General features: G+C 63.5%; 29 protein-coding genes. 16 read left to right on the forward strand and 13 right to left on the reverse strand.

Annotated features, from left to right (window positions below; all coding sequences use genetic code 11):
• Positions 1–28: 28 nt before the first annotated feature.
• The gene (locus AC0L2K_RS19705; RefSeq protein ID WP_023798242.1) at positions 29–577 is read right to left on the reverse strand and encodes an RBBP9/YdeN family alpha/beta hydrolase; all 549 of its coding nucleotides are present in this window, start codon (positions 575–577) and stop codon (positions 29–31) included.
• A gap of 305 nt (positions 578–882) precedes the next feature.
• Between AC0L2K_RS19705 and AC0L2K_RS19710 the strand changes: the two genes are divergently transcribed.
• Positions 883–1,695, forward strand: coding sequence for a VOC family protein (locus AC0L2K_RS19710; RefSeq protein WP_473532092.1), 813 nt, complete (start codon positions 883–885; stop codon positions 1,693–1,695).
• 177 nt (positions 1,696–1,872) lie between these two features.
• Here the strand turns inward: AC0L2K_RS19710 and purB are convergent, their stop codons facing one another.
• Genes purB through AC0L2K_RS19725 form a run of 3 tightly spaced genes read right to left on the reverse strand, consistent with a single transcriptional unit; the run spans position 1,873 to position 4,480 of the window.
• Entirely contained in the window at positions 1,873–3,180 is a 1,308-nt protein-coding gene (gene purB, locus AC0L2K_RS19715) for an adenylosuccinate lyase (RefSeq protein ID WP_473532093.1), read from the reverse strand.
• 59 nt (positions 3,181–3,239) lie between these two features.
• Entirely contained in the window at positions 3,240–3,758 is a 519-nt protein-coding gene (locus tag AC0L2K_RS19720; RefSeq protein WP_287171908.1) for a hypothetical protein, read from the reverse strand.
• On the reverse strand, positions 3,755–4,480 hold the full coding sequence (locus tag AC0L2K_RS19725) for a DUF2259 domain-containing protein (RefSeq protein ID WP_473481753.1): 726 nt from the start codon (positions 4,478–4,480) through the stop codon (positions 3,755–3,757). Before AC0L2K_RS19725 ends, AC0L2K_RS19720 begins: the two co-directional genes overlap by 4 nt.
• Before the next feature lie 243 nt (positions 4,481–4,723).
• Here AC0L2K_RS19725 and AC0L2K_RS19730 point away from each other — a divergent pair, with 243 nt between their 5' ends.
• Positions 4,724–4,978: a DUF2171 domain-containing protein gene (locus AC0L2K_RS19730; protein ID WP_023798236.1), complete on the forward strand. Its 255-nt coding sequence runs from the start codon at positions 4,724–4,726 to the stop codon at positions 4,976–4,978.
• Positions 4,979–5,001: 23 nt separating this feature from the next.
• Here AC0L2K_RS19730 and AC0L2K_RS19735 read toward each other — a convergent pair whose 3' ends face one another.
• Positions 5,002–6,003 carry a P1 family peptidase gene (locus AC0L2K_RS19735; protein ID WP_473532147.1) on the reverse strand — a complete coding sequence of 334 codons (1,002 nt, stop codon included), beginning with the start codon at positions 6,001–6,003 and terminating at the stop codon, positions 5,002–5,004.
• Entirely contained in the window at positions 6,003–7,088 is a 1,086-nt protein-coding gene (locus AC0L2K_RS19740) for a branched-chain amino acid ABC transporter substrate-binding protein (RefSeq protein WP_473532094.1), read from the reverse strand. The genes AC0L2K_RS19735 and AC0L2K_RS19740 overlap by 1 nt, the downstream gene beginning before the upstream one ends.
• A gap of 191 nt (positions 7,089–7,279) precedes the next feature.
• On the opposite strand from AC0L2K_RS19740, the gene AC0L2K_RS19745 reads away from it, so the two are divergent.
• From AC0L2K_RS19745 to AC0L2K_RS19775, 7 genes are all read left to right on the forward strand, one after another.
• Positions 7,280–7,774 (forward strand): flavin reductase, encoded by a 495-nt coding sequence (locus AC0L2K_RS19745; RefSeq protein ID WP_027154198.1) that lies wholly within the window; start codon positions 7,280–7,282, stop codon positions 7,772–7,774.
• Between the two features lie 33 nt (positions 7,775–7,807).
• On the forward strand, positions 7,808–8,737 hold the full coding sequence (locus tag AC0L2K_RS19750) for an AAA family ATPase (protein ID WP_473532095.1): 930 nt from the start codon (positions 7,808–7,810) through the stop codon (positions 8,735–8,737).
• A gap of 3 nt (positions 8,738–8,740) precedes the next feature.
• A complete protein-coding gene (locus AC0L2K_RS19755) occupies positions 8,741–9,991 on the forward strand; it encodes a vWA domain-containing protein (protein WP_287237543.1) in 1,251 nt (416 codons plus the stop codon).
• Between the two features lie 28 nt (positions 9,992–10,019).
• Complete coding sequence (locus tag AC0L2K_RS19760; protein WP_027154201.1) at positions 10,020–10,358, forward strand: XdhC family protein; 339 nt, start codon at positions 10,020–10,022, stop codon at positions 10,356–10,358.
• Positions 10,359–10,425: 67 nt separating this feature from the next.
• The gene (locus tag AC0L2K_RS19765) at positions 10,426–11,130 is read left to right on the forward strand and encodes an XdhC family protein (protein ID WP_473532096.1); all 705 of its coding nucleotides are present in this window, start codon (positions 10,426–10,428) and stop codon (positions 11,128–11,130) included.
• On the forward strand, positions 11,127–12,749 hold the full coding sequence (locus AC0L2K_RS19770) for an NTP transferase domain-containing protein (protein ID WP_473532097.1): 1,623 nt from the start codon (positions 11,127–11,129) through the stop codon (positions 12,747–12,749). Before AC0L2K_RS19765 ends, AC0L2K_RS19770 begins: the two co-directional genes overlap by 4 nt.
• A gap of 32 nt (positions 12,750–12,781) precedes the next feature.
• The gene (locus tag AC0L2K_RS19775; protein ID WP_473532098.1) at positions 12,782–13,660 is read left to right on the forward strand and encodes an alpha/beta hydrolase; all 879 of its coding nucleotides are present in this window, start codon (positions 12,782–12,784) and stop codon (positions 13,658–13,660) included.
• Here the strand turns inward: AC0L2K_RS19775 and AC0L2K_RS19780 are convergent.
• Positions 13,657–14,706: a DUF1176 domain-containing protein gene (locus tag AC0L2K_RS19780; protein WP_473532099.1), complete on the reverse strand. Its 1,050-nt coding sequence runs from the start codon at positions 14,704–14,706 to the stop codon at positions 13,657–13,659. The two genes, AC0L2K_RS19775 and AC0L2K_RS19780, sit on opposite strands and share 4 nt — an antisense overlap.
• 124 nt (positions 14,707–14,830) lie before the next feature.
• Between AC0L2K_RS19780 and AC0L2K_RS19785 the strand changes: the two genes are divergently transcribed.
• Positions 14,831–15,337, forward strand: coding sequence for a DUF1993 domain-containing protein (locus tag AC0L2K_RS19785; RefSeq protein ID WP_287221147.1), 507 nt, complete (start codon positions 14,831–14,833; stop codon positions 15,335–15,337).
• A gap of 44 nt (positions 15,338–15,381) precedes the next feature.
• On the opposite strand, the gene AC0L2K_RS19790 is transcribed toward AC0L2K_RS19785, so the two are convergent.
• On the reverse strand, positions 15,382–15,546 hold the full coding sequence (locus tag AC0L2K_RS19790) for a hypothetical protein (protein ID WP_023798224.1): 165 nt from the start codon (positions 15,544–15,546) through the stop codon (positions 15,382–15,384).
• A gap of 245 nt (positions 15,547–15,791) precedes the next feature.
• Between AC0L2K_RS19790 and AC0L2K_RS19795 the strand changes: the two genes are divergently transcribed.
• Positions 15,792–16,859: an aldo/keto reductase gene (locus AC0L2K_RS19795; protein ID WP_473532100.1), complete on the forward strand. Its 1,068-nt coding sequence runs from the start codon at positions 15,792–15,794 to the stop codon at positions 16,857–16,859.
• Positions 16,860–16,919: 60 nt separating this feature from the next.
• On the forward strand, positions 16,920–18,194 hold the full coding sequence (locus AC0L2K_RS19800) for a cysteine desulfurase-like protein (protein ID WP_473532101.1): 1,275 nt from the start codon (positions 16,920–16,922) through the stop codon (positions 18,192–18,194).
• A gap of 2 nt (positions 18,195–18,196) precedes the next feature.
• Here the strand turns inward: AC0L2K_RS19800 and AC0L2K_RS19805 are convergent, their stop codons facing one another.
• The 5 genes from AC0L2K_RS19805 to AC0L2K_RS19825 all read right to left on the reverse strand — a co-directional run bounded on the left by AC0L2K_RS19805 (position 18,197) and on the right by AC0L2K_RS19825 (position 23,921).
• Positions 18,197–19,228 carry a histone deacetylase family protein gene (locus tag AC0L2K_RS19805; RefSeq protein WP_473532102.1) on the reverse strand — a complete coding sequence of 344 codons (1,032 nt, stop codon included), beginning with the start codon at positions 19,226–19,228 and terminating at the stop codon, positions 18,197–18,199.
• An 8-nt stretch (positions 19,229–19,236) separates the two neighbouring features.
• Complete coding sequence (locus tag AC0L2K_RS19810) at positions 19,237–19,740, reverse strand: GNAT family N-acetyltransferase (RefSeq protein ID WP_473532103.1); 504 nt, start codon at positions 19,738–19,740, stop codon at positions 19,237–19,239.
• A gap of 226 nt (positions 19,741–19,966) precedes the next feature.
• Entirely contained in the window at positions 19,967–20,896 is a 930-nt protein-coding gene (gene kce / locus AC0L2K_RS19815) for a 3,5-dioxohexanoate:acetyl-CoA acetone transferase (protein ID WP_473532104.1), read from the reverse strand.
• Positions 20,897–20,899: 3 nt separating this feature from the next.
• Positions 20,900–22,279, reverse strand: a complete 1,380-nt coding sequence (locus AC0L2K_RS19820) for an aminotransferase family protein (RefSeq protein ID WP_287237561.1) — start codon at positions 22,277–22,279, stop codon at positions 20,900–20,902.
• A 1-nt stretch (position 22,280) separates the two neighbouring features.
• Positions 22,281–23,921: a N,N-dimethylformamidase beta subunit family domain-containing protein gene (locus tag AC0L2K_RS19825; protein ID WP_473532105.1), complete on the reverse strand. Its 1,641-nt coding sequence runs from the start codon at positions 23,919–23,921 to the stop codon at positions 22,281–22,283.
• Between the two features lie 156 nt (positions 23,922–24,077).
• Between AC0L2K_RS19825 and AC0L2K_RS19830 the strand changes: the two genes are divergently transcribed.
• The 4 genes from AC0L2K_RS19830 to AC0L2K_RS19845 all read left to right on the forward strand — a co-directional run bounded on the left by AC0L2K_RS19830 (position 24,078) and on the right by AC0L2K_RS19845 (position 26,517).
• Positions 24,078–24,326: a ParB N-terminal domain-containing protein gene (locus AC0L2K_RS19830; protein WP_023798216.1), complete on the forward strand. Its 249-nt coding sequence runs from the start codon at positions 24,078–24,080 to the stop codon at positions 24,324–24,326.
• 136 nt (positions 24,327–24,462) lie between these two features.
• Entirely contained in the window at positions 24,463–24,948 is a 486-nt protein-coding gene (locus AC0L2K_RS19835) for an SRPBCC family protein (RefSeq protein ID WP_128168485.1), read from the forward strand.
• 26 nt (positions 24,949–24,974) lie between these two features.
• Positions 24,975–25,931 (forward strand): alpha/beta fold hydrolase, encoded by a 957-nt coding sequence (locus AC0L2K_RS19840; RefSeq protein ID WP_473532106.1) that lies wholly within the window; start codon positions 24,975–24,977, stop codon positions 25,929–25,931.
• Positions 25,932–26,118: 187 nt separating this feature from the next.
• On the forward strand, positions 26,119–26,517 hold the full coding sequence (locus tag AC0L2K_RS19845) for a GFA family protein (RefSeq protein ID WP_128168487.1): 399 nt from the start codon (positions 26,119–26,121) through the stop codon (positions 26,515–26,517).
• Positions 26,518–26,573: the final 56 nt, after the last annotated feature.

Here is a 26,573-nt window from a genome sequence, read left to right on the forward strand (position 1 = left end):
CCGAGGGCATGCTTTTGGGCGACATGCACTAAAGGTCGGTCAGGAATTTCGCAAAAGTCATCGAGCCTTCCGGCCACGGGCCGAAGCCGGCATCGGCGTTGAGATGTCCGGCCTCGCCGGCGTCGATGAACAGCGAGCCCCAGGCGCCGGCAATGTCCTCGGCCACCTCGAAGGTGCAGAACGGGTCGTTGCGGCTGGCGATCACCACCGAGGGAAATGCCAGCGGCTCGCGCGGATAAGGTCCGAAGGTCATCAGGTGCCTGGGTTTTATCTCTGGGTTGGCGACGTCGGGCGGCGCCACGAAGAAGGCTCCGGCGACCGGACGCTGGAACTGCGGCATTGCCTGGATCACGGCAGCGACGCCGAGTGAGTGCGCGACGATGACGACCGGTCGCTCGGCCTCGTTGACCGCCTTCGCCACGCTCGCCGTCCAGTCTTCGCGCACTGGCTTCGACCATTCCGCCTGCTCGACGCGCCGCGCCGTCGACAATTTCGATTGCCAGCGGCTCTGCCAATGGTCGGGACCGGAATTGGTGTAGCCCGGCACGATGAGAATGTCTGCATCCCTGACTTTCATGGCGCGCATGTAGCGAGGGACACGGTTTCGTGCAACCGCGCATGATCCCAAAAAGTGTGAAGCGGTTTTTGAACAAGATCATGCGCAACTGGGTCTGATCATTTTGCGATTGCTCATAATTGTGAACACCATGTTCGCTTCTTGACGTCTTGTGTGAACGATCAAGAACGACGATCTGTCATCGGGAAAAGAAACAGCCGTGTACATGAGACCCAGGATTTGGAACTGACACGACGTACGATGGTAGGTGGCGCGGGCTCCTGGTTTTGGGGATCTCGTCGAAGGCCGGCCAAACGGAGACTTTGATGAGCGAATTGCCTTTTGCCGCCACGACCCCGATCAGCGTTGCCCGCGTCGGGCTGCGGGCGCGAGATGCCGAAAGCTTGGCCGCTTACTATCGCGATGTCATCGGGCTGCAGGAACTGAGCCGCACCGGTGGCACGATCACGCTGGGCGCCGCCAATCGTCCCTTGCTCGACATCGAAGCGGATGCAGCGGCGAAGCCTGACGATCCGCGCAGCGCCGGCCTGTTTCACACTGCCTTCCTGCTGCCCAGCCGGGCCGACCTCGGGCGCTGGATCAACCACGCCATCGCCAACAATATCGGCATCGACGGCGCTTCCGACCATCTGGTCAGCGAGGCGCTCTACCTGACCGATCCCGAAGGCAACGGCATCGAGATCTATTCCGACCGCCGCCATGAGGACTGGAAGTGGAATGGTGACAAGATAGCGATGGCGACCGACCGGCTGAATATTTCGTCGGTCGTCGCCGACGTGCCCGCCGGCAATGCCGCCTGGCAGGGCATGCCGGACAACAGCATCATCGGCCATGTCCATCTGCGCGTCGGACGGCCGGAAGACGCCGAGGCCTGGTGGCACCAGGAATTCGGCTTCGATACCATGGCGAAATATGGTGGCGCGGCGGTGTTCCTGTCGTCAGGCGGCTACCACCACCACATAGGCGCCAATTCGTGGCAGAGCGCCGGCGCCGGCCGTCGCGATCCTTCCCGGTCCGGCCTCGCCTGGGTCGAAATGCGGTCCGACAATGTGACTGATGCAGCGACGCGCGAGGACCCGTGGGGAACGGTGATCAGGACCGTTCCCGGCAAGGCTTGATTATTCGAACCTGACGGTGCGGCGAGGTCGATGCCGTCTTACCTTCTCCCCTTGTTTGTGGGAGAAGGTGGCCGCCCACGGGTCTTGCCTTCGGCAAGCCCGAGGATAGGCTCCGCGGTCCGATGAGGGTGCTCCAGCTTGGAACCGCCGGCTGGGACCGGTCAAAACCGCGTGGCCTCACGCTTCTCCGAACACCCGCTTGAAGATCGTGTCGACATGCTTGGTATGATAGCCAAGGTCGAATTTTTCACGAATTTCGGCCTCGGGCAAGGCTGCGGTGACCTCCTTGTCGGCCAAAAGTTCCTCAAGGAAATCAGCGCCTTGCTCCCATACCTTCATGGCGTTTCGCTGCACCAGCCGGTAGGCGTCCTCACGGCTGACGCCGGCCTGGGTCAGCGCCAGCAGCACACGCTGCGAATGCACGAGGCCGCGGAACTTGTTCATGTTCTTCAGCATGTTGTCGGGATAGACGAGCAATCTGTCGATGACACTGGTCAGCCGCGATAGCGCGAAATCGAGCGTCACAGTCGCATCCGGGCCGATCATGCGCTCGACCGACGAATGCGAAATGTCGCGCTCGTGCCAGAGCGCCACGTTCTCCATCGCCGGCAGCGCGAACGAACGCACCATGCGCGCAAGCCCGGTGAGGTTTTCGGTCAGCACCGGGTTACGCTTGTGCGGCATCGCTGACGAGCCCTTTTGCCCGGGCGAAAAATACTCTTCGGCCTCCAGCACCTCGGTGCGCTGCAGATGGCGGATTTCCGTCGCCAGCCGTTCGATCGACGAGGCGATGACAGCGAGCGTCGCAAAGAACATCGCATGGCGGTCGCGCGGGATCACCTGCGTCGACACCGGCTCCGGCTTCAATCCGAGTTGCTTCGCCACATGTTCTTCGACATAGGGATCGATATTGGCGAAGGTGCCGACTGCACCTGATATGGCGCATGTCCCAATATCCTCGCGCGCGTGCACCAGCCGCTCGCGGCAGCGCGAGAATTCGGCATAAGCCTGCGCCAGCTTGACGCCGAAGGTGGTCGGCTCGGCATGGATGCCGTGGCTGCGACCGATGGTGACGGTGTCCTTGTGTTCGAAGGCGCGGCGCTTGAGCGCCGCAAGCAGGCCGTCGATGTCGGCCAGAAGGATGTCGCTGGCGCGGGTGAGCTGCACGGCAAAGCAGGTGTCGAGAACGTCCGAGGAGGTCATGCCCTGATGAATGAAGCGGGCGTCCGGCCCGACGAATTCGCTGAGGTGGGTGAGGAAGGCGATGACGTCGTGCTTGGTGACGCGCTCGATCTCGTCGATCGCATCGACGTCGAACTTGGCGGCCCCGCCTTTTTCCCAGATGGTTTTGGCGGCCTCCTTCGGGATCACGCCGAGCTCGGCCAGCGCGTCGCAAGCGTGGGCCTCGATCTCGAACCAGATGCGGAACCGGTTTTCGGGCGACCAGATGGCCACCATTTCCGGCCGGGAGTAGCGAGGGATCATCGGTCAGTCCTGACTTGCGAGGGCGTTCGCCCGCGTCGTAACAGAGGCAGACAAAATGCTCAACGCTGCTGCCGTGCAAACCAGATGCTGGCGAGAGCAAGCGCGATGAAACCGAGCGGAAAATAAAGCCGGATGCCCAGCACGATGAATTGATAGAACGCCGTTGCCATGGTGTGCACGAACTGGATGGACCAGCCAATGGTCAGTGCAGGTTCATGCCATTGGGCATAGTAGGAACGGTATTGCAGCGCAAATAGCCCACCGGTGAAGCCGATCGTGGTGGCAAGAAGGCAGACAAAGGCGGCCGCCAAGGCTACTTGCCAATGCCGCCCGAGCGAGACGAGCCGCGCCAGGAACAGGCCAACCGGAAAGGCGAGCGCACCGCCCGCCGCATAGAGCAACGAGACGAAGCGGATATTTGCCGGGGTCACCCAGTCGTCCAGCAGCAGATTGACAAGTGCGCTGGCGCCCATCGCGGCGGCCCACAGCAGGGCGCCGCAAACTGCGGCGGACGGCGACGGCAAGGCCTTGCGGATGCGATCCAGGACGCCGCTGCGTATGGCGGGGAGCGACGTCACAGCCGGCCGGTCACCGCGATCCAGCGATAGTCAGGTCCTTCGAAGCCGTACTGGCGCACCGCGATCAGCACGGCATAGGCGCTGAGGCCCTGCATGGAAAATGTCTGCACCGCGCCGATTCGATAGCCGTTCGGGCAGCCTCTGCTTTTGGGGATCGACTTGTCTTCGTGCAGGAGTTCAGTCTTGCCGCCGCCTTTCGCCTCGATGCGCAACAGGCGAAAGCCGTTGATCTCGCCAAGGTTTTGGCAGGTTTCGGTATCGTTCATGCCGATCTCGTCGAGTCGGAACTCGAGCGGATCATCGACCGGCGAAAAGATCGGCCGCGGGTTGACCACCATGCGGAACGGATCGGCCGAAAGCTCGGTCACCGGGTTGGAGCCGGCGGTGATGCCGCGATTCGCCGTCAATTCCGCCTGTTTGATGATAGCTTCACCTTTCTGCCGGGCTGCAAGACGCGCCGCGTCGAGCGTTGCGTTCTCGTCGTCAAGCCGCACCCTGATCGGTGTGCCCTTGAGAAAACTGTCGTCGGCGGTGTTGATGTAATAGCGATTGGCATAGGGAAACCCCGACCCGTCCTGGACACCGTACTCCTCGAAGGCGAAGGCGCCGCCATCCCCGGTGAAGCCGAGGATTTCAAGCTCGGCAACATCGCCGGCATGCGCGGCGAGCGAAGTTGCAAACTGGGCAAGGAGGGACACAGCAAACAGGACGAGAATTCGCATCGGATTTCCGTTTGAGCAGCCAGCGTTGTTTCGATCACTATCACGACATCGTCAAAACGTCGTGCCCTCTGAGACGCAACCCGATGCATCCAATCGTGCCGTCATTTGTTTATGTTGGCAGCTTCACCGCATCGACCCGAAAATCGGAATCGATTTTCGGAAAGTACGATGCGTTGATTTAAAGTGTTAGAGCGTCCTTTGCGCGTCCAAAAGGACGCGCGGCGCTCTAATGGAGAACCCACAATGACCGATGCAGCCAGCATTCGCGAACATATGGAAGTGATCGGCGCCGACGGCGTCCATGTCGGCACTGTCGACAAAGTTGAGGGACAACGAATCAAGCTGACCAAGCGCGACAGCGGCGAGGGCGCCCACAGGGGGCATCACCACTTCATTCCGCTCAGCCTCGTAGCCGAAGTCGAGGGCCAGAAAGTCCGGCTGTCGGCAAATTCGGATGTCGCGGTCACGTTCGAGGAGGAAAAATCCGACCCCACCTGATGACGGGCCACGGCAGCCCGCATTCAGCGCGACGACCAGACCGGAAACAGGTCGCCATCGGCGGGCGTTGCGGCAAAGACGCCGCGGCTGATGGCGCGCGCCATGGTGGCGCCGGCCACGGCGTAAAGCTCGATGGCGTCGTTGGGCGCGAGCTCGATGCCGCTCTTGCCGGTCGCCACCGCGAAAACCAGATCGCCGTCGGCCGGCGTATGTGTCGGCCAAATGGCGCGCACGAAGCCGTCATGCGCTGATATCGCCAGGCGTTTTGCGGCGGCCTTGGTGAGAAGGGCGTCCGTGGCGATGACGGCGATGGTCGTGTTGCCTCCGACATGCTTGTCGCGAAATTTCAGCAGGATCCTTTTCGCGTCCTCCGGCATCGGCGCGGGATAACCAAGCCCGCCGAACTCGTCGCCGATCTCGAAGGGCGCTGCCCAGAAGTGCCTGCTTCGGGCGATCGTCACCGAGCCGGTCGGATTGACGGCGACGAGTGCGCCGATGGTGACGCCGCTGTCGAGCATCGTCGAGGCCGATCCGAGGCCGCCCTTGAGGCCGGAACTCAGGGCACCGGTGCCCGCGCCGACCGTGCCGAGCGGAAAATCGATGCCGACTGCCTGTGCCGCCTCATAGCCGAGATCGCGGTAGGGCGGATAGCGACCCCAGTCCTTGTCGCCGCCGTTGCGCAGGTCGAACAGGATCGCCGCCGGCACGATCGGCACGCGAAAGCCGCCGACCTCCACGCCGATGCCGTTCTCGCGCAGTGCCGCCTGTACGCCGGAGGCGGCATCGAGGCCGTAAGCCGAGCCACCCGAAAGCACCACGGCATGGATCGCCTCGATCGAATTGTGCGGCTCGAGCAGGTCGGTCTCGCGGGTGCCCGGGGCACCGCCCAGGATCTGCACACCGGCCACTGCCGGCTCGTCGCAGACGATGGTGGTCACCCCGGACTTCAGCCTCACATCGGAAGCGTTGCCGACACGCAGGCCGGCGACATCGGTGATGAGATTGCGCGGCCCGGTGCGAAACATCATTTGGCCTCCGCCGGCACGAAATTTGCGCCGTTGAAACGGAAGACCCGATAAACGTTTTCGGTCAAGTCGCCCTTGCCGTCAAAGCGGATCGGTCCGATCGCGGTGCTGAAGTCATGCGCGGCGAGCGCATCGGCCAGTGGCCTGCCGGGGGGGTCCGCCAGGGCTGTCGCCGCCTTGGCGATCTCGACCGCTGCATAGGCCGGCAGCGTGTAGCCCTCCGGCACGATCGTTTGTGCGGCAAAGCTTTCGAGCACCCTGGAGTCGGCGACATCGGCCCATTCGGGCGGCGCAAACATCAGCGTGCCCGTGGCATAAGGCACGTCGCCGGGCGCTGTGCGCAGCGCTTCGCCGCCGGCAAAAATGATGCCGGCGTCGAGCTGGCCGGCGTCGCGGCCCATGATGGCGATGTCTTCGCCGTCGCCGCCGGCAAAGACATGCGTTGCGCCGGCCTTCCTTAGCCGCCCGAGCAGCCCGATCTGGTTGTCGAGCTGCGGCCTGAATGTGTCGACGAACACCGGTTTCAGCGCCGCCTGCTCGGCTGCCGCCCGAAGCGTCTCGGCGATTTCGCGGCCGTAAATCGTGCCGTCGTCGATGATGGCGAACAGCTCGTTCTGCCATTGGCGGGTGAGATTGAAGGCGACGGCGTTCCGCTCGTCATCGCCGCGCGGCCCGAGCCGAAAGATCGGCCAGCCGGTCTTGGCGCGCCGGTCGGTCAGACTTTCGGTGCGCACGCCAACAGTGATGACCGGTATGTCGGCGTCCTTCAGGATCGGCAGTGCCGCCTCGATCGCCTCGGTGCAGAGGAAGCCGACGACCACGCCGACTTTCGACGCAACGAATTCCCTCGCCGCGGCAGCCCCGCCATCGGCCGTGCAGGCGTCGTCGACAACCTTGAGTTGAGCACCGTTCGCCGCTGCTGCCAGGCCGGCGCCCGCCTCGATCTGCTTGCCGAGGGTCGCCGACGGCCCGGACAGTGGTGCCGCGACACCGACCAGCAGCGTCTCAGCGTTCGCATCACCGGCGAGAGACAGCCAGGCCAGCACCGCTATTGTCGTTGTCGTGCCTATTGTCCGGGGTCGCATGCGAGCGAAGAATTCCTCCGCGCCGGTCGCGTGTTTGCCGGCGCCACTTCCTGCCAAGACCTAAAGGCTGGTCAGCTTTCACGCAACACGCGAAATTCAGGATGCGTGTCAACCACTTCGCTTGTGGCATGCAATATGCCGCCATATATAACGGTTGGGTTCATCTCGCTTCAAACCAATGGAAATCGCCGGTGCTGAAGAAGAACGACATAGGGCCGCAGGCCTATCGCGACGCGATGGCCCATTTTGCCGGCCACGTCCATGTGGTCACCACCGATGGTTCCGCCGGCAGGCGCGGTGCGACTGTCATTGCAGCCTGTTCGGTGTCGGACACGCCGCCGACCATCCTGGTCTGCCTCGATCGCGAAAATCCCAAGAACGAGCCGTTCGTGAAGAATGGCAGGTTCGCCTTGAACGCGCTGGCTTCGGACCAGGAGGCGCTGTCGGTGGGCTTTTCCGGCCTCACCGGCCTGCCCGTCGAGGAACGCTTCGCGCTCGCCGAGTGGGATATGATCTCGACCGGCGCGCCGACACTGAAGGGCGCGCTTGCCGTGTTCGACTGCGAACTGATCGATACCAAGGATCTGGCCACCCACCGTGTGCTTTTTGGCAAGGTGACAGGCCTGCGTATCGGCGATAATTTGCGGCCGCTAATCTATCACGACCGCGGCTATCACGCTCTGTAGAGGCTCTGGATGGGCCGCACGCACGGAGAGAGAATGACCGGGTTGAAACCACGCCCTACGCCGCGGACGATCGATGAGACGCTCGATCTCCTGACCGGCGCGGACTATGTGGCGGACCGGTCGCTGGCGACCGTGCTGTTCTTGTCTCTGCGCATGAATCGGCCGCTGTTCCTTGAGGGCGAGGCCGGCGTCGGCAAGACCGAGATCGCCAAGGTGCTGGCGCAAGCGCTCGGCCGCCGGCTGATCCGCCTGCAATGCTATGAAGGCCTTGATGTCTCTTCGGCCGTCTACGAGTGGAATTACGCCGCGCAGATGATCGAGATCCGCATGGAGGAGGCGGCCGGCAAGGTTGACCGCTCCGACATGGAGCGCAACGTCTTTTCCGAAAAATACCTGATCCGCCGCCCGGTGCTCGACGCGCTGACCGGCAAGGCGGGCGCCGCCCCGGTCTTTCTGATCGACGAGCTCGACCGCACCGACGAGGCCTTCGAGGCATTCCTGCTCGAAATTCTCTCCGACTTCCAGGTCACGGTGCCCGAGCTCGGCACGATCAAGGCGGAGGAGCCGCCGATCGTCATCATCACCACCAACCGCACCCGCGAGATCCATGACGCGCTGAAGCGCCGCTGCCTCTATCACTGGGTAGACTACCCGAATGCCGAGCGCGAGCTGGAGATCGTGCGCAGAAAAGTACCGCAGGCCAACAGCCGGCTGTCGGCAGAGGTGGTTTCGTTCATACAGAAGCTGCGCCAGATCGAGCTGTTCAAGGTGCCGGGGGTTGCCGAGACCATCGACTGGGCCAGCGCGCTGACCGAACTCGACAAGGTGGCGCTCGATCCGGAAACCGTTTCCGACACGATCGGCGTGCTGCTGAAATACCAAGACGACATTGCCCGTATAGAACAGGGCGAAGGCCGGCGCATCCTCAACGAGGTGAAGGCCGAGCTTTCGGCGGCGGAGTAGGCGATGGCAACGCCGCATCCCGAACCGAAAGAGGCCACGCCCGATGGGAGGATCGCCGATAACATCGTCTATTTCGCCCGCACCCTACGCAAGGCCGGCATGCGGGTCGGCCCGGCCTCGGTAAAGGATGCGATCGAGGCGGTGCTTGCCGCCGGTATCGGCTCTCGCGACGATTTCTACTGGACGCTGCACGCCGTACTGGTGTCGCGGCACGAAGATCACCCTACCTTCGACGAGACTTTCCGGCTGTTCTGGAAATCGCACGAGCTGATCGAAAAGATGCTGGCGATGTTTTCGCCGGTGGCGCCTGATATCAGAGAGAAGCAAAAGCCGCGGGCTGCGGAAAACCGCGTCAGCCAGGCAATGTTCGAGGGCCACCAGAAGAACCAGCCGGTGCAGGAAATCCCCGAGATCGAGGTCGACGCTCGCTTCACGTTTTCCGGCAACGAGGTGCTGAGGGGCAAGGATTTTGCCCAGATGAACGCCGCCGAGATGACTGACGCCAAGAAGGCGATCGCCGAGTTGCGGCTGCCCTTCGACATGGTCAGGACACGGCGTTTCAAATCCAACGCGCATGGCCGACGTATCGATCCGCGCGCCATGATGCGTTCGGCCGCGCGGACAGGCGGCGAACTGATCCTGCCGAAATTCCGGTCGCCGCGCGAGGTTCACCCGCCGCTGGTCGTGCTTGCCGATATTTCCGGTTCGATGAGCCAGTACACGCGCATTTTCCTGCATTTCCTGCATGCGCTGACGGAAAAGCGCCGGCGCGTGCACGCCTTCGTCTTCGGCACCAGGCTGACAAATCTGACGCGGCAGATGCGCCATCGCGATCCTGACGCGGCACTCGCCGATTGTTCGGCGGCGGTGATGGACTGGTCGGGCGGCACCCGCATCGGCGATACGCTGGCCGAATTCAACCGGTTGTGGTCGCGGCGTGTGCTGGGGCAGGGTGCGGTGGTTCTCCTGATCACCGACGGGCTGGAGCGCGACGACGTTGCCGGCCTGTCGGAGGAAATGGAGCGCCTGCGCAAATCCTGCCGGCGGCTGATCTGGCTGAACCCGCTGCTGCGCTTCGACGGCTTCGAGGCGCGCGCCCGCGGCGTCAAGGCGATGCTGCCGCATGTCGACGAATTCCGCTCGGTGCACAATCTCGATGCGCTCGCCGACCTGTGCGCGTCGCTGGACAAGACTTCGGCGCGCTCCGTCGACCCACGCAGATGGATTGAGGGTGGCGCGAGAGACGCCGCATAGTCATATGTTTTCTCCGGGAGAAACGGTGATGGAAAACAGCATTTATCTCGATGAGGCCCGCGATCCGCTGATCATCGCGGAAGGCTGGATGAAAGACGGCAAGGATGTCGCCATTGCCACCGTGGTCGAGACCTGGGGCTCGGCGCCGCGCCCGGTCGGCAGCCACCTTGTCATCGACGCGGACGGCAATTTCCACGGCTCCGTCTCTGGTGGCTGCGTCGAAGGCGCGGTGGTCACCGAGGCGGTCGACGTCATCGACAGCGGCAAGGCCAAGATGCTGGAGTTCGGCGTCGCCGACGAGACCGCCTGGCAGGTCGGCCTGTCCTGCGGTGGCCGCATCAAGGTCTATGTCGAGCGGTTGGGTTAGAAGCATGATCCCGCAAAGTGGGAACCGGTTTGCCGACAAGAATCATGCTTAAACAAGAGATATTTCGATGGATCCCTACGCGCTGAAAACGCTGAACGCCGAACGCCGCGCCCGCCGCGCGGTGATCCTGGTCACCGATCTCGGCGATGGCCGCGATCGCATCGTGAGGGAGGGCGATCAGGTCGCCGGCGAATTGGGCGCTGCGATCGCCAAGGCGTTTCGCTCAGGCAATTCCGGGTCCGTCGAGGCGGAAGGGCGAAGCTTCTTCCTCAACGCCTACCTGCCGCAGCCGCGCCTGGTGGTGATCGGCGCAGTCCATATCAGCCAGGCACTGGCGCCGATGGCCAGGATCGCCGGCTACCCCGTGGAGATCGTCGATCCGCGCACGGCCTTTGCCACCGCAGACCGCTTTCCCGATGTCGCGCTGCATGCCGAATGGCCGGAGGATATCCTGAAGCGCCAGCCGCTCGACAGCTTTACGGCGCTGGCCGCCGTCACCCATGATCCGAAGATCGACGATTTCGCGCTGAAGGCGGCGCTCGACGCCAACTGCTTCTTTGTCGGTGCGCTTGGCAGCCGCAAGACCCATGCGAAGCGGGTTGAGCGCCTGCTGGCGATGGGCGCGACCGCCGACCAGATCGCCCGCATCCACGCGCCGATCGGGCTCGACATCGGTGGGGCGAGCCCGGCCGAAATAGCTGTGGCGGTGTTGGCGCAAGCGATCCAGGCCTTTCGTTCGCGTGGCCTCGAATCCAAGGACGCGGTGGCGTGAAGTTCGGGCCAATCCCCATAGATACGGCCGAAGGCGCAGTGCTGGCGCATGCCACCACGGCCGGAGAACGGCGCTTGCGCAAGGCACACAGGCTGAGCGCCGAGGATGTGTCTTTGCTCAAGTCAGCAGGGATTTCGGAGGTTGTCGCGGCTGTTCTTGCTCCCGATGATTTGAGCGAGGACGCCGCCGCCGAAAAGATCGCCGAAAGCATGTTCCATCGCAATATCGAGGCGAAGCCCGCCGCGACCGGCCGGGTTAATCTGCACGCCCGGGCGGCCGGTATCTTCACGGTCGATGCCGCGATGATCAACGCGATCAACGCCGTCGATCCGACCATCACCATCGCCACGCTGGCGCAGCACGCACCGGTCGAAAATGGCCAGATGGTCGCAACCGTGAAGATCATTCCCTTCGCCGTTGCTTCCGCCCTGGTCGATGCGGTGGCAAGGATCTGCGCCAGCGGCGAGATCTTTGCCGTCAATGCCTATCAGCCGGTGCGTGTCGGCGTCATCCAGACGGTTCTGCCCGGCATCAAGCCGAGTGTGCTCGACAAGACGTTGCGGGTCACCGAAGCCCGTCTGGCGCGCTCGGGTGGCCGGCTGACGGCCGAGCGCCGCACGCCGCACGAAATTGGCGCCGTTGCGGAGGCTGCGGGCTCGCTGGCGCGTGACAACGATATTGTGGTGATCTTCGGCGCATCGGCGATGAGCGATTTTGGCGACGTCATCCCGGCAGCGATCGAGAAGGCCGGCGGCACCGTCACTCGCGCCGGCATGCCGGTCGATCCCGGAAATCTCCTGGTGCTCGGCGCGCTTGCCGGCAAGCGCGTCATCGGCGCGCCGGGCTGCGCCCGCAGCCCCAAGGAGAACGGCTTCGACTGGGTTCTCGACAGGTTGATCGCCGGTCTCGACGTGACGGCCAAGGATATTGCCGGCATGGGTGTCGGCGGTCTGTTGATGGAAATCCCGACTAGGCCCCAGCCGCGCGAGCGGCTGCCGGCTCCAACGTCTGAGAGCGCCGAGTTGAAGGTCGATATCGTGCTGCTGGCCGCCGGCCGCTCCAGCCGCATGGGCGGCCCGAACAAGCTGCTGGCACTGTTCGACGGCCTGCCGCTGGTGCGCCGCAGCGCCGAGCGCGCGCTCGGCTCAAAAGCTTCGGGCACCGTCGTCGTCACCGGCCATCAGCGCGAGCGTGTGCGCGCCGCGTTGTCGGGACTGGATGTGACTTTCGCCGATAATCCGGATTTCGCCGAGGGCCTGTCTTCATCGCTGAAGGCCGGCATCGCGCGGGTCAGAGCCGATGCTGCCGGCGCCATGATCGTGCTTGGCGACATGCCTGGCATCGCGTCAGCCGACCTCGACAGGCTGATCGATGCATTCCGCAAATCCGAGGGCCGATCGGTCGTGCGCGCCTCGCATGAGGGAAAGCGAGGCAACCCTGTGTTGCTGCCGCGTTCGCTGTTTGCGGCGATCGCTCATCTGGAAGGCGATACCGGCGCGCGCCATCTGGTCGAGGCCGAGGGGCTCGATGTCATCGATGTCGAGATCGGCAGGGCAGCGTCCATCGATGTCGACACCCCCGAGGCGCTGGAAGGCGCCGGCGGCGTGCTGCAGGATTGACAAACCGGGGCCGAAAAACGCATGCCTGAGGGATGGCTATTCGAACCGTCCTATGCGCTCTACTGACTTCAATATTTTTCCTCTTTTCTTGCGCTGCTTACGCTGACGTTCTCAAGCCCTTCAAAGACGATCTGTTCGCCTATCCGGCCATCCTCTCTTCCGAGGGCGCCTATACAGTCGTCGACTATCGCGAACTGCGCGATATCAACGCCCGCGACAAAGTGCCGGAGCGCCGCGCGCAGGCGCAGTATGTCGACACCGGTGTGCGCAAGGTGCAGCAGGATCTGCTGCTGAAGACCGACGCCGGCAATATCCGCCACGTCGCCGTCGGTCGCACGCAAGGCGCCGGCATCATCGTGCTCTATCTCCACGGGCAGGGCGGCAGCCGTAAGCAGGGCGTCGACGATTTCACCTTCGGCGGCAATTTCAACCGCATCAAGAACCTGATGGCCGGCAATGGCGGCCTCTATCTGTCACCGGACTTTTCCGATTTCGGCGACACAGGTGCTGCCCAGATCGCCGCGCTGATCGGCCACTATGCCGAACGGTCGCCGGGCGCGAAGATCTTTGTTGCCTGCGGATCGATGGGCGGCGCACTGTGCTGGAAGCTGGCCGCCCGCAAGAATACTGCCGGCCGCATCGCCGGGCTGCTGCTGCTCGGTTCGCTATGGGATGAAAGTTTCTTCTCGAGCCCGGCCTTCAAGCGCCGTGTTCCGGTCTTCTTTGGCCAGGGCAGCAAGGACCCTGTGTTTCCAGTCGAGAAACAGGAAGCCTTCTTCCGTTCGATCCTGGCCAAATCGAAGACCTATCCGGCCCGCTTTGTCCGCTTCGAGACCGGCACGCACGGCACGCCGATCCGCATGACCGACTGGCGCGGCGCGCTCAACTGGATGCTGTCGGAGGCCCCTTAAGGCGGTGTGTTGTAGTCCACTACCGTCTGCGGGTTGATCTCACCGTCGTAGGAGGCGTCGACATCGTACTGCACCAGCGAGAAATTGCCGTTGCGAAACAGATAGGTCCCGGCCGACACGGCATCGCCGAGGCCGCGCCACTTGTTGAGCGACGAGATCGTCTTGGTGGCGTCGTCATACTCGGAATTGACCAGCTGGTCGTCGGTCTGGAAGCCGGTGACGTTGATCGCCTCGACCTTGCCTTCGCTATCGTTGTTCTCATAGTGGATATCGAGTTCCGGCGAGGCGAACTGCAGCTGCCGGACGCCTGACACATCGTCGTAGACATAGTAGACGGCACTCTCATTGTAGGCAGCCATCGAGCAGAAGAAGCGAAACAGCCGCGTCTCGCGTTCGGGCTGATCGGCCTCGGCGCCGGCATCCTTGTAGCGCAGGGAGTAGGCGTCCGGCTCTGCCAAGGGCTCGCCGCCAGGCATTTCCTTGTCGCACTGGTCGCCATAAGTGGCCGCAAACGCCTTCTTGGCCTGCTCCAGCGCCGCATCCTTCTTCGGCGGCGGCGGTGCGTCGCCGCAGCTTGCCGGCACGGCGTCCTCGAATTCGGCCTTGGACGGTTTCAGCGCGCCCTTGTCGATGAAGATCGGGCGGAATGGCGGTTCCTGGATCGAGGCGTTGACCTGGCGCAGGGTGTAGCAGCCGGCAAAGACATTTTCGCTGCCGTCCTTGGCTGTCGCCCGGATGGCGACCGGAACATTGTAATAGATGCTGCCGGCCGCACCGTCTTCGGACACGCCACCGGTTTTGACCTCGACCCTTTCGGTGCCGTCATAGCCCTTGACGAAGGCGTCGAAATCCTGGACCGGCTTGGTTTCGCCGAAATAGTCCCAGGCGCGCGCGAATTCTTGCCGGTTGATGGCGCTGTAGAACGAGCGGATGACCGCTTCGGCGTCCGATCTGTCGTCGACATAAGGCGCTTCGGCGGCGAGCACCGATTGGCCTGTCACGGCAAGGGAGAAAAAAGCGGTCGCTGCAAAAAGGGCGCTTCTCATCGGGAATCTCCACCGGATGGGAAATCCTATCATAGCGATTGCGGCGACGTGGTGACGCTTGAAGAATCGCCTGCGCAGGCGCTAGGTGCCGCCGTCGGCGTTCCCGCCGGGATAGGAGAGTCACGTGACCATATCGATGTACGAAGCGTCCGTGCCGGTGTTTTCGGCCAGGTTGAAGGCGCTATCCAACGTGCTGAACATTGCCGAGCAGAATGCGCTCGACCGCAAGATCGATCCGCAGGTGTTTTTGACGTCGAGGCTGGCGCCGGACATGTATGCGTTGACCCGACAGGTGCAGATCGCCACCGACCACGCCAAGGGCGCGCCGTCGCGGCTTGCCGGTCGCGAGGTGCCGAAATACGAAGACAACGAGGCGAGCTTTGCCGATCTCCAGGCGCGCATCGCCAAGACCGTCGACCTTCTGGCGACATTCGCGGCTGCCGATATGGACGGCTCCGATGACAGAATGATCGAGCTGAAGCTTGGCCAGCGCGAATTCTCGATGGCCGGCATGCAGTATCTGCTGCATCTCGCCATGCCCAATTTCTATTTCCACGTGACCACCGCCTACGACATCCTGCGCCACAATGGCGTGCCGCTGAGCAAGGCGATTTTCATGGGTTCACGTTGAAGAAGGGCGAGGGAGATATCCCGGTCGAGCCGGGATATCCGTGACTAACGTGAGGACATTTCGCGGGCGACGCGCGGAAAATCGGCTGGTTTGATGCCGATGTCGGCCCGGTCGGCATTGCTCATCGAATGAAGCAGCGCCAGAGCGGCGCGGTAGCGCAGATGTTCCTGCGGACGCGGACGGGCGAACATTTCAGTGAGGAAACCCATGATTCAAGCCCCTGGTTGGCCCTCCCAAGCCCCAATATAGGCAAACCGTGACAATTGTGCAGTGCAGCATTAGCATGGCAGCCATGCCGCACTGATTTTTTGACGTCGCCGAGCGCCCCTGCTTCGGCCTCTCGGAAAAGTCGCTGGCCACTGGCGGCAGGGTTGGAGACAGCCCGCGCATTCCTGTATGCTGCGGCTTCCTTCCCGCGCAGCCGCGCAAAAGAGTTCCCGCCGGAGAAATTACCATGCAAAAACGCCGCCTTGGTCGGACCGATCTTCTTGTTTCCCAGATTTGCCTGGGATCGATGACCTGGGGCCAGCAGAACACTCAAGCGGATGGCCACGCCCAGATGGATCTGGCATTTTCGCGCGGCGTCAACTTTATCGACACCGCCGAGCTCTACCCGATCCCGCCCAAGGCGGAGACGCAAGGCTGGACCGAGAAGATCATCGGCAGCTGGATGAGGGCAAAGGGCAATCGCGACCAGGTGATCCTCGCCTCGAAGGTGGTTGGCCGCACCGCCAACACATGGTTTCGCGGCGATCGCCCGTCGAAGCTGGTGCGCGCCGACATCTTCGATGCCGTCGAAAAATCGCTGACCAGGCTCAACACCGATTATCTCGACCTTTACCAGATCCATTGGCCGGAACGGGACGTGCCATGGGGCGCCAATCCGAACCGCGTCGGCGCCGTGCCGCTGCGGGCAGACTCCGCCGGTGCACCGGGCGGCGAGACGCCGATCTCCGAGACGCTCGCCGTCTTCGACGAATTGGTGAAGGCCGGAAAAATCCGCCATTTCGGCCTGTCGAACGAGAGTTCCTGGGGCGTCATGCGGTTCGTCGGCGAAGCCGACAAAGGCGTCGGCCCGCGCCTGGCGTCGCTGCAGAACGCCTATAATTTCGTCAACCGCGGCTTCGAGGTGAACCTTGCCGAGGTCTGCGAGCGTGAACAGGTTTCCCTGCTCGCCTATTCGCCGCTGGCGCAAGGCTACCTGACCGGCAAATACGACCATGGCGCGCGGCCGCAAGGCTCGCGTTCTCAGCTTTTCAACCGCGGCCAGCGCTACGAGACGCCCAATGCCGCGGAGGCGCAGCTCCAGTATAACGAACTGGCGCGCTCTTTCGGCATGGAGCCGGCATTGTTTGCCAACGCCTATGTCACCAGCCGGCCCTTCGTCACTTCGAGCATCATCGGCGCGACGACCCTTCCGCAGCTCGAAATGGCGCTGTCTTCCGCCGATGTCGTCTGGACCGAGGATATGCAGAAGGCGGTCGATGCAATCCACCAGCGTGTCGGCAACCCGTGTCCGTGAGCTGCTTACCGGCGCAGTAAGGTGCGATTGCCGAACGATTACAGAAGGGAGGGGGAAAAAGTGAATTTTCCGATTGAGGTCGTGCGCGAGAAATTTCCGGCACTGTCGGTGACCGACAAGGGCCGTCGCCGCATCTATCTCGACAACCCGGCCGGCACGCAGGTGCCGCAGGCGGTCGCCGACGCGGTGTCACGCTGCTTGCTGACCACAAACGCCAATCTCGGCGGCTTCTTCGAAACCACGATCGCGGCGCAACAGATCGTCGACGACGCCCATGCGGCGATGGCCGATTTCCTCGGTGCTGCAAGCCCGCAGGAAATCATCATCGGTGCGAACATGACGACGCTGACCTACCACATGTCGCGCACGCTCGGCCGCACGATGAAACCCGGTGACGAGATCATCCTCACCCGCATGGACCACGAGGGCAACGTATCGCCATGGCTGCAGCTCGCCGAAGATCTTGGCCTTGTCGTGCGCTGGCTGGCTTTCGACGAGCAGAGCTGGCGGATCGAGGAGGCGGCGCTTGCTGCGCTGCTCACCGACAGGACGCGGCTTGTCGCCTTGAACTACGCCAGCAATCTGACCGGCTCGATCAACCGGGTGAGGGCGCTGACCGGCATCGCCAAGCAGGCTGGCGCGCTGGTCTATGTCGACGCCGTGCAGTTCGCGCCGCACGGCCTGATCGACGTGCAGGATATCGACTGCGATTTCCTTGTCTGCTCGGCCTATAAATTCTTCGGGCCGCACATGGGCATCGTGTGGGGCAGGCTGGATGTCATCGACGCGCTGACACCGTACAAATGCCGCTGTTCGTCCAACGCTCTGCCGGAGCGGTTCGAACTCGGCACGCCGCAGATCGAGCTGATGGCCGGCCTGAGCGCCGCGGTCGATTATTTTGCGGAACTGGGCGCCGCCGCCGGTGAGGATGGTTCGCGACGTGCAAGGATAGTCAAGGCGTTTGAAATTTCAATTGCTTACGAGAACAGGCTGACGCAAAGATTGATCGACGGCCTGTCGGCCATTTCGGGCCTGACCATCCACGGCATCACCGATACGGCGCGGGTCGGCGAGCGCGTGCCGACGGTTTCGTTCACCGTCGACGGCATCGTGCCGGAGACGATCGTGCGGCAGATGAATGCGGAAAACATCTTCCTGTGGTCCGGCCACAACTACGCCTGGGAGATCGTCCACCAGCTTGGCATTCCGGCCGAGCAGGGTGTCGTGCGCATCGGCATCGCCCATTACAACACGGCGGCCGAAATCGACGACACGCTGGAGAGCGTGCATCGGGTTATCGCGATGCTGCGACACGAGCGATCCCGAAGCGGCTGATATCACGGCTTCTTGCCGCCGCCGAACCCGGTGAGGAACGCAGTAAGATTGTCGCCGAGTTCGTCGCAGAGATAGCCGCCTTCCTGGACGATGACCGTCGGCAGGCCGCGACCGGCGATAGCCTCGCCGATGCGCGAGAAGCCCTGCGTCGTCACCGATAGTCCGCCGAACGGATCGCCCTCGAAGGCGTCAAGCCCAAGCGCCACGACAAGCGCCTCCGGCGCAAATGCGCGGATGCGCTGGAACGCCACGTCGAGTGCTTCCAGGAACGCGACATCGCCGGATTTGCGCGCCAGCGGCAGGTTAAGATTGTAGCCGAGACCAGGCCCTTCGCCGCGCTCGTCGGCATGACCCCAGAAGAACGGATAGAAGCGCACCGGATCGGCATGCAGCGAGACGGTGAGCACGTCCGGCCGCGCATAGAAAATGCCTTGCGTGCCGTTGCCGTGATGCAGGTCGACGTCGAGGATCGCCACCCGCGCAGCTTGCTTGCGCAGCACCTGTGCCGCGACCGCCGAATTGTTGATGAAGCAGAAGCCGCCGGCGACGTCGGCAAAGGCGTGGTGGCCGGGCGGACGGCAGAGCGCATAGGCAGCCGGCGCGCCTGACATCACGCCCTCAGCGGCCTCGACCGCGCTCCAGGCGCTCCACAGCACGCTCCGCCACGTCTCGCCGGAGATCGGGCAAGCGGTGTCGGCCATGTGGTAGCCGGCCTGGCCGACCGCCGAGGCCGGATAGGAGCCGCCCCGGGCGATCGGATGGATGTTGGGGATCACTTCGGCCGAAGCGCCTTCGATTCGCTGCCAGCGCGCGAAGATGTGCTCGAGAAAATCGAGATATTCGGGCGTATGCACAGCGGCAACCGGACCAAGCCCGTGATCTCTCGGCCGTTCGATCGTGCAGCCGGCAGCCTCGGCGCCGGCGAGCAGCCGTTCGACGCGCTCCGGCTTTTCCGGATTGGGCTTTTGGGCGCCGCTGGAGAGGAACGCCTTGGGATCGTGGCGCTTCTGCTCTTCGGCATAAAAGGCTTTCATGATTTCCCTCATTCCTCTGGTGCATCGGCGAAGGCAAAGAACGCGTCGCCGACGATCTTCTGCACCTGCTCGTAGCTCGACCAGGCAATGCCCAGCCTTTCGTAAAAGGCCTTGGCGGTTTCATTGTCGCTGTCGACGGACAGTCTGAGATAGGCGCCGCCGTTCTTCCGGCATTCTCGGGCGACACGCCGCAGCAGGCGTTCGCCGATCCTGCGGCCGCGAAACCGATCTTCGACATAGAGATCCTGCACATAGACGCCGGGCCGCCCCATCCAGGTCGAGAAGATCGGGAAATGCAGGCACAGGCCGGCAAACTCGCCGTCGACTTCGGCGATCAGAGTCGAGAAGGCAGGTTTTTCGCCAAAGCCACAGGTGCGCAGGTCTTCGGGCGTAGAAGTGATTTCCTGGTGTGCGCCGGTATGCGCGCCAAGCCGCAGGATCGCGGCATGGATGGTTTCGACGTCCTCGATGCGGCCGGGGCGGATGATGATTTTGGGCAAATCGGCAGTCACTGGAGGTTCGGCGCCCAGGCACCCCACTCTGGCCTGCCGGCCATCTCCCCCTCAAGGGGGGAGATTGGCAGCTTCGGTCTTGTCGCCAATACTGCAATGTCGGCAATTGGCGAAAGCCGCAGTGATGTCCAATCTCCCCCCTTGAGGGGGAGATGCCAAGTGGTGGCAAAGAGGGCAGGACAGAGGGGGGTGGGACGGAACGCAAGCATCTCAGGCCATAACCATCTCAGAACGCCACCCGGTCACCGCCCTTGAGCGCCAGCATCTCGCGCGCCTCGGTGGGCGTGGCGACGTCCAGCGACAGCCCGTCGAGCACGCTGCGGATGCGGCGCACCTGGTCGGCATTAGACTTTGCCAGCTGGCGGCCGTCGTAAAGGCTGTCCTCCAGCCCGACGCGGACATTGCCGCCCATCGCCGCCGCAATCGCAATCATCGGCATCTGGTGGCGCCCGGCGGCCAGCACCGAAAACTGGTAGCTGTCGCCGAACAGTTTGTCGGCGATGCGCTTCATATGGACCAGATTGTCGGGATCGGCGCCGATACCGCCGAGAATGCCGAACACGAACTGGATGAACAGAGGTCCCGACACCAGACCTCGATCGCGAAAATGCGCCAGTGAATAGAGGTGGCCGACATCGTAGCATTCAAATTCGAAGCGTGTGCCGCAGCCCTTTCCAAGTCTTTCGAGCACGGTCTCCATATCGGCAAAGGTGTTTTTGAAGATCGTGTCGCGGGTCGCGTCCAGCAGTTTCGGCTCCCACTCGTGCTGCCACTCCCTTGACCGGTCGAGCATCGGGAACAGCGCGAAATTCATCGAGCCCATGTTGAGCGAGCACATTTCGGGCTCGGCCCTGAGTGGTGCGGCCAGCCGCTGGTCGAGCGTCATCAGCGAGGAGCCGCCAGTGGTGATGTTGATCACCGCTGATGTCGCCTGCTTGATGCACGGCAGGAACTGCATGAACACATCAGGATCGGCGGTCGGCCGCCCGTCCTTCGGATCACGGGCGTGAAGATGCAGGATCGAGGCGCCGGCTTCGGCAGCCGCGATCGCCTCTGCGGCGATCTGGTCCGGCGTCACCGGCAGATGCGGTGACATCGACGGCGTGTGCACCGACCCGGTGACGGCGCAGGTGATGATGACTTTTCGCGGCGCCATGGCTCAGCCTTCGACCGGCAGGTCGAGTTCGCCGGCCAGGACCTGCAGCGAGTCACCGATGATGGCGACGATCTCGCCGATCTGCTCGGCCGTGACGATCATCGGCGGCGCCACCATGAAATTGTCGCCGTCGACCCCGCCCTTGACCTTTCGCCCATAGATGATCAGGCCGCGCTCATAGGCGAGGTCGAGCAGGCGCTGGGTGGCCTTCTTCGCCGGTGCGATCGGCCGCAGCGTATCGGGGTCGGCGACCATCTCGGCGCCTAGCAGCAGTCCCTTGCCGCGCACGTCGGCGACGAACGGAAACCGCTTGGCCAGGCCCTTCAACTCAGCCATCAAAAGATCGCCCATGCCAGCCGCATTGGCGATCAGGTCGAGACGGTCCATTTCGCCAAGCACGGCGAGCCCGGCGGCGCAGGCGAGCGGATTGCCGGCATAGGTATGGCCATGCTGGAAGCCGCCGGAGGCGAGCAGCGGCTGCACCAGCCGCATGGATGCCGCCAGCGCGCCGAGCGGCGCATAGCCCGAGCCCAGCCCCTTCGACAGCGCGACGATGTCGGGCTTGCAGTCAAAATGGTCGCCGCCGAGGAATTTGCCGGTGCGGCCGGCACCGCTCATCACTTCATCATGGATGAGCAGGATGCCGTAGCGGTCGCAGATTTCGCGGATGCGCGGATAATAGCTGTCCGGCGCCACCAGCGCCGCGGTGGCAGCGCCGCCGACCGGCTCCATGATGAAGGCGAGCACGCTTTGCGGCCCCTCAGCGAGGATCTTCTCCTCCAGCATGTCGGCGTAGCGGACGCCGCGCTGTTCCATCGAGAGATTGTCGCGGTCGCGCCAGGCGGCCGGCGCCGGCACGGTCGGCATGACCTGCATCATCGGCGCAAAGGTTTCGGCCAGCGCATCATCGCCGGTGACGGCGAGCGCCCCGAGCGTGCCGCCATGATAGGATGGAAAGCGCGTGATCACCTTCCAGCGGCTGGCCTGTCCGGTGGCGACAGCCCATTGCCGCGCCAGCTTGACGCAGGATTCCGTCGCTTCCGAACCGCCCGAGACAAAGAAGATCCGGTCCAGGCCTTCGGGCAGCTTTCCGGCCAACTCCCGTGCCAGGTCCTCGGCCGGCTCGTTCTCGAAATGCAGCCGGTAGGCGAAGGTGGCGCGATCCATCTGCCGCTTCATCGCATCGAGCACGTTGCGGTTGGAATGACCGATATTGGCGACCATCGGTCCGCTCGACCCGTCGATGAAGCGGCGGCCGTCCTGCGTCCAGATGTAGATGCCTTCGGCGCGGTCGACCAGCGGCCGGCGCAGGCTGGACAGATAGAACAGATGCGACGGCAGGCGCGTCTCGGTATCCGGGGCAGGGGTCTGGGACTTCAGCATGTCAGGACTTTCCGAGATAGCGGTCGAGTACATTCCTGGTGACGCGCTCGACCATCGCGTCCTGCCTTAGCAGGCCGGCGACCCATTCGCAGCTTCCGGCGTGGAACACCTCGCCCTTGCCTCGCCGGAAATTGACGATCATACCGTTGCCGCGCTTGACCTTGTCGAGATTGGCGTCGCTCGCCTCGCCGAACAGCGTTTCGGCGGTGAAGCGTCCATCCTCGTCGCCGAGAAACTGGTGTTCGAACGGGATGTCGGTGCTCTCCTCGACTTGCGCAGCCATGCCGACCGCAAGGATTTCCAGCCCATCCGGCGCGCCGCTGTCGGGCGCCGGGTAGGGTAGGCCGCCGTGGATCTCGTGGTCGAGCCCGTCGACCTCGTAGCCATAGACATGGCTGTCGGCGCCGAGCAGGTCGCCGTAATAGATGCCTGTGCCGGCGAACGCCCAATGCTCAGGCCGGTAGACCGGAAAGCCGCGCACGCCGCGCGGTGCGCAACCGCCCCAGCCGGCGTAGATGCCCCTGGTCGCATTGAGCCCGAAGGTCGTCGCACCCGGCCGGCCGATTTCCGGTGCTTCCCAGGAGTTGGTGGCGCGGGTCACGTCGCCGCCGCGATAGACCGGATCCTCGGCGCGGGCGCGGTATTTGTAGCAGACCTGACGGCGGCCCTCGTCCTCCAGTCTGGTCTGCCACATGAAATTGCCGGCGAAGCGCGCCGCATGGCCGCCGCGCTCGATGTAGGCGTCGACAGCGTCGCGCATCTCCCAGGTCCAGTATTCGTCATGGCCGACGAAGACGACGCAGTCATAGCCGTCGAGGATTTCGGGCGAGAAATGCAATTCGTGCTGGCTGGCAAGGTCGACCGGATAGGCGGCACGCTCTGCAAAACGAAAGAAGTGGCTGTCATAGCTTGCCCAGCCCGACGAGGCGTATTTCTTCGAATGGCCGGTGGCGAAGGCCCATTCCATATGCGGATAGCGCGGCACGGTTTTGGGCGCCACGGCGACCGCGAGCGGCACGCGCGGCGCCTCCTTCGGCAGGACAACAAAGCCGCGGCACCATGGCCGCTTCGTCGACACCATTGGGGCATACTGGTCGCGGTTCGGGCCGGTGATGCCTTCGTAATGATTGGAGCCGCCCCAAGTGTTGTAGGCAAGCCAGGTGCCGGTGGCGGCGACCTGCAGCACACGACCCCGTTTCTTGCCGGGCTGCGGGGTAACGATGAAAAGATGGTGGCAGCGGACCGGCTTGCCATCGCGGCCATCCGCCGTCAGCGTGACGCGATAGGCCCCGGACGGCCAGTCGTCGCCGACGCGGAATTCAAACGACGCGTCCCAGCCGCAGCCTAGGACCGAACATTGGTCGGGTGTATCCTGCCAGCGTGCCGCGATCCCGGCCTTCTCGAACATTTTCGTCTCGATGCCGCCGTCGCGGACGATCGCCATGCTGAAGCTGGAGGCCGTCGAGCTGACATGCAGCGTCACCGTCTCGCCCCGACGGTATGAGAAACGGTCGCTGTAGCACCAGATCTCGCCATGTTCGCCGTCCATGCCCGGCCACTCCCAGTAGTGGCCGCGCACCGCTTGCCGGCGCTGGTGGGGCGTCAGTCCGAAATCGGGGAATTCGGTCGGCAAGTCAGTCATGGCTACCGGCATGATCGAAGATCGCCATTTCGGCCATCTGCTCGGCAAGCGTCAATCGGAAACGATCGGGCCAGCGATAGCTGACAGCCGGCCTTGGCCTTGCCTGTCAAACCGACTATCTCTCAAAAGGCGGCCTTTTCCGCCGCGGGAGCCGACATGCTGAGAGTGCAAAAGGTCAGGGTGGACGACATCTACGTGCCGACCGCGCGCAGGAAGACGCTGCATCCCGAGACCGTTCGGCATCTGGCCGAGGACATTCTGGAAAACGGCATGAAGACGCCGATCCAGGTGCGCCACGACGGCAAGCGCCATATCCTGGTTGAAGGCCTGCACCGGCTGGAAGCGGCAAAGTGGCTCGGCGAGACCGAGATCGAAGCCTATCTGGTGCAAGCCAAGCGCCACTAGGTTTACGCGGCCGCCCGCCTAAATCGGTCTAGCGAGATTTTTCGCGAGACCGTGTCGGGCTGTGCGTTGCCCGCTCGTCCTTGAGACGGAAACCGGCATTCAAGCAACCCTTTTGCAAGCAAGTGAGGAGACCATCATGACGACCAAGCTCGACATCGCCCCCAGCTCCGACCGTGAACTGGTTCTCGCCCGCATCATCGATGCGCCGCGCGAGAACGTCTATCGCTGCTGGACCGAGCCGAAGCTCGTGACGCAATGGTTCGCGCCAAAGCCGTGGACGACGCCGCGCGCCGAAATGGACGTACGCACCGGCGGCTCCAGCCTGGTTGTGATGGCCGGTCCCGACGGCAACGAATTCCCGAACCCCGGGGTCTTCCTCGAAGTCGTGCCGGGCAAAAAGATCGTTCTCACCGACGCCTACACAAAGGCCTGGGAGCCGTCCGAAAAGCCGTTCATGACGGTCGTGCTGACCTTTGAGGATGAGGGCGAGGGCAAGACCCGCTACATCGCCCGGGTTGCGCATTGGTCGGTCACTGACCGCGAAGAGCACGAGAAGATGGGCTTTCACGAGGGCTGGGGCCAGTGCGCCGACCAGCTCGAAGAAGTCGCCAGGCGGCTTTGATATCGGCGGGACGCAAGGAGACCGACATGTCCAGATCGATGTTTTTCGCCATTTTCGCCTCGGCCGCGGCGTTGTTCGCCGCGCCGGGCGCCAGCAATGCCGAGGACGTAAAGCCGTCCATGACCAGCGAAACGAAAGCCATGCCGAAGCCGGCGAAATCCGGCCTGCTGCCGATCAACGGCCTGAATTATTATTACGCCGTCTATGGCCGGGGCGAGCCGCTGCTTCTGCTGCATGGTGGTCTCGGCACCACCGATATGTTCGCGCCGATCCTGCCGAAGCTTGCCGAAAGCCGCACCGTCATCGGCGTCGACCTGCATGGTCACGGCCGCACCGCGCTCGGCGATCGGCCGTTGAGCCTTGAGGCGATGGGTGACGACATGGCGGCGATCGTCAAGGCGCTCGGCTACGACAAAGTCGACGTCATGGGTTACTCGCTGGGCGGCGGCGTCGCCTTCCGCATGGCCGTCCAGCATCCCGAGACAGTGCGCCGGCTGGTGCTGGTCTCGACCGGCTATGCCTCGGACGGCTTCTATGCCGACATGCGTACTCAGCAGGCGCAGATCGGCGCGGCGATGGCCGACATGATGAAGGACACGCCGATGTACAAATCCTACGTGGCGGTCGCGCCGCACCCGCAGGATTTTCCAAAACTGCTCGACCAGCTGGGCACCCATATGCGCAAGGACTACGACTACTCCGCCGACGTGGCGAAGCTGAAGATGCCGGTCATGCTGATATTTGGCGACAGCGACATGTACCGGCCCGAGCATGAGATCAAGTTCTATCAGATGCTCGGCGGCGGGCTGAAGGACGCCGGCTGGATGCGCGAGGACCTGTCGCAGAACCGCTTGGCCATCCTGCCGAACCGCACCCACTACGACGTGTTTTTCGCGCCGGAACTGGTGGCCGCCGCATTGCCCTTCCTCAATGGCGAGACCAACGTCAAGACCTGGGACGAGATCGTCAGAGAAACGCACTGACCGCCTGACAACTGCCTGCCGGCCGTCCTCCCGCGAGATGGCCGGCGACGCTCGTTGCGCATCGCGCCTGATCGTACATTCGGCCTGCCGCATCACGCCAACAGATGGCGCCATCAAAGCTTTTCAATTGACGCTCCTATCCCGGCAGCTACCTTCCTGCCAATCTTCAGAAAGACGGGCTAAGGCAATGGCGAAATATCAGGGTGGCTGCCTGTGCGGGGCAGTGCGCTACCGCACTGAGGCCGCGCCGATCAACGAGCGCGTCTGCCATTGCCGGCTTTGCCAGAAGGCGCTGGGCGCGGCCTTCAACGCCCGCGTGCTGTTCCGTATCGACGATGTGACCATTGACGGGCCGGTGGCGACGGTGAATTCCTCGCCCGATCTCAAGCGCGGCTTCTGCCCGGGCTGCGGCACGACGATGTTTTCCCGGCGCGACTCCGCCGGCATCATCGGCATCACCTCCGGCTCGCTCGACGATCCTTCCATGTTCAAACCGCAGATGCATATCTGGACCGCCTCGAAGCAGCCCTGGGTGCAACTCGACGACGAACTGCCGCAATATGAAGGCGCGCCCCCGCCCAACTGAGGCGCAGGGCGTGCCCAAATTTTTTCGTCCGAGACACGAGATAGCCGGCAAAGCGT

It is taken from the genome of Mesorhizobium sp. WSM4817, from assembly GCF_055811135.1.

Bases quoted from the DNA above. Each gene is read 5' to 3' on its own strand.
- AC0L2K_RS19705 (WP_023798242.1), bottom strand. From the start codon at position 577: ATGAAAGTCAGGGATGCAGACATTCTCATCGTGCCGGGCTACACCAAT.
- AC0L2K_RS19710 (WP_473532092.1), top strand. From the start codon at position 883: ATGAGCGAATTGCCTTTTGCCGCCACGACCCCGATCAGCGTTGCCCGC.
- purB (WP_473532093.1), bottom strand. From the start codon at position 3,180: ATGATCCCTCGCTACTCCCGGCCGGAAATGGTGGCCATCTGGTCGCCC.
- AC0L2K_RS19725 (WP_473481753.1), bottom strand. From the start codon at position 4,480: ATGCGAATTCTCGTCCTGTTTGCTGTGTCCCTCCTTGCCCAGTTTGCA.
- AC0L2K_RS19730 (WP_023798236.1), top strand. From the start codon at position 4,724: ATGACCGATGCAGCCAGCATTCGCGAACATATGGAAGTGATCGGCGCC.
- AC0L2K_RS19735 (WP_473532147.1), bottom strand. From the start codon at position 6,003: ATGTTTCGCACCGGGCCGCGCAATCTCATCACCGATGTCGCCGGCCTG.
- AC0L2K_RS19740 (WP_473532094.1), bottom strand. From the start codon at position 7,088: ATGCGACCCCGGACAATAGGCACGACAACGACAATAGCGGTGCTGGCC.
- AC0L2K_RS19750 (WP_473532095.1), top strand. From the start codon at position 7,808: ATGACCGGGTTGAAACCACGCCCTACGCCGCGGACGATCGATGAGACG.
- AC0L2K_RS19755 (WP_287237543.1), top strand. From the start codon at position 8,741: ATGGCAACGCCGCATCCCGAACCGAAAGAGGCCACGCCCGATGGGAGG.
- AC0L2K_RS19760 (WP_027154201.1), top strand. From the start codon at position 10,020: ATGGAAAACAGCATTTATCTCGATGAGGCCCGCGATCCGCTGATCATC.
- AC0L2K_RS19765 (WP_473532096.1), top strand. From the start codon at position 10,426: ATGGATCCCTACGCGCTGAAAACGCTGAACGCCGAACGCCGCGCCCGC.
- AC0L2K_RS19775 (WP_473532098.1), top strand. From the start codon at position 12,782: ATGGCTATTCGAACCGTCCTATGCGCTCTACTGACTTCAATATTTTTC.
- AC0L2K_RS19780 (WP_473532099.1), bottom strand. From the start codon at position 14,706: ATGAGAAGCGCCCTTTTTGCAGCGACCGCTTTTTTCTCCCTTGCCGTG.
- AC0L2K_RS19790 (WP_023798224.1), bottom strand. From the start codon at position 15,546: ATGGGTTTCCTCACTGAAATGTTCGCCCGTCCGCGTCCGCAGGAACAT.
- AC0L2K_RS19795 (WP_473532100.1), top strand. From the start codon at position 15,792: ATGCAAAAACGCCGCCTTGGTCGGACCGATCTTCTTGTTTCCCAGATT.
- AC0L2K_RS19805 (WP_473532102.1), bottom strand. From the start codon at position 19,228: ATGAAAGCCTTTTATGCCGAAGAGCAGAAGCGCCACGATCCCAAGGCG.
- kce (WP_473532104.1), bottom strand. From the start codon at position 20,896: ATGGCGCCGCGAAAAGTCATCATCACCTGCGCCGTCACCGGGTCGGTG.
- AC0L2K_RS19820 (WP_287237561.1), bottom strand. From the start codon at position 22,279: ATGCTGAAGTCCCAGACCCCTGCCCCGGATACCGAGACGCGCCTGCCG.
- AC0L2K_RS19825 (WP_473532105.1), bottom strand. From the start codon at position 23,921: ATGACTGACTTGCCGACCGAATTCCCCGATTTCGGACTGACGCCCCAC.
- AC0L2K_RS19830 (WP_023798216.1), top strand. From the start codon at position 24,078: ATGCTGAGAGTGCAAAAGGTCAGGGTGGACGACATCTACGTGCCGACC.
- AC0L2K_RS19835 (WP_128168485.1), top strand. From the start codon at position 24,463: ATGACGACCAAGCTCGACATCGCCCCCAGCTCCGACCGTGAACTGGTT.
- AC0L2K_RS19840 (WP_473532106.1), top strand. From the start codon at position 24,975: ATGTCCAGATCGATGTTTTTCGCCATTTTCGCCTCGGCCGCGGCGTTG.
- AC0L2K_RS19845 (WP_128168487.1), top strand. From the start codon at position 26,119: ATGGCGAAATATCAGGGTGGCTGCCTGTGCGGGGCAGTGCGCTACCGC.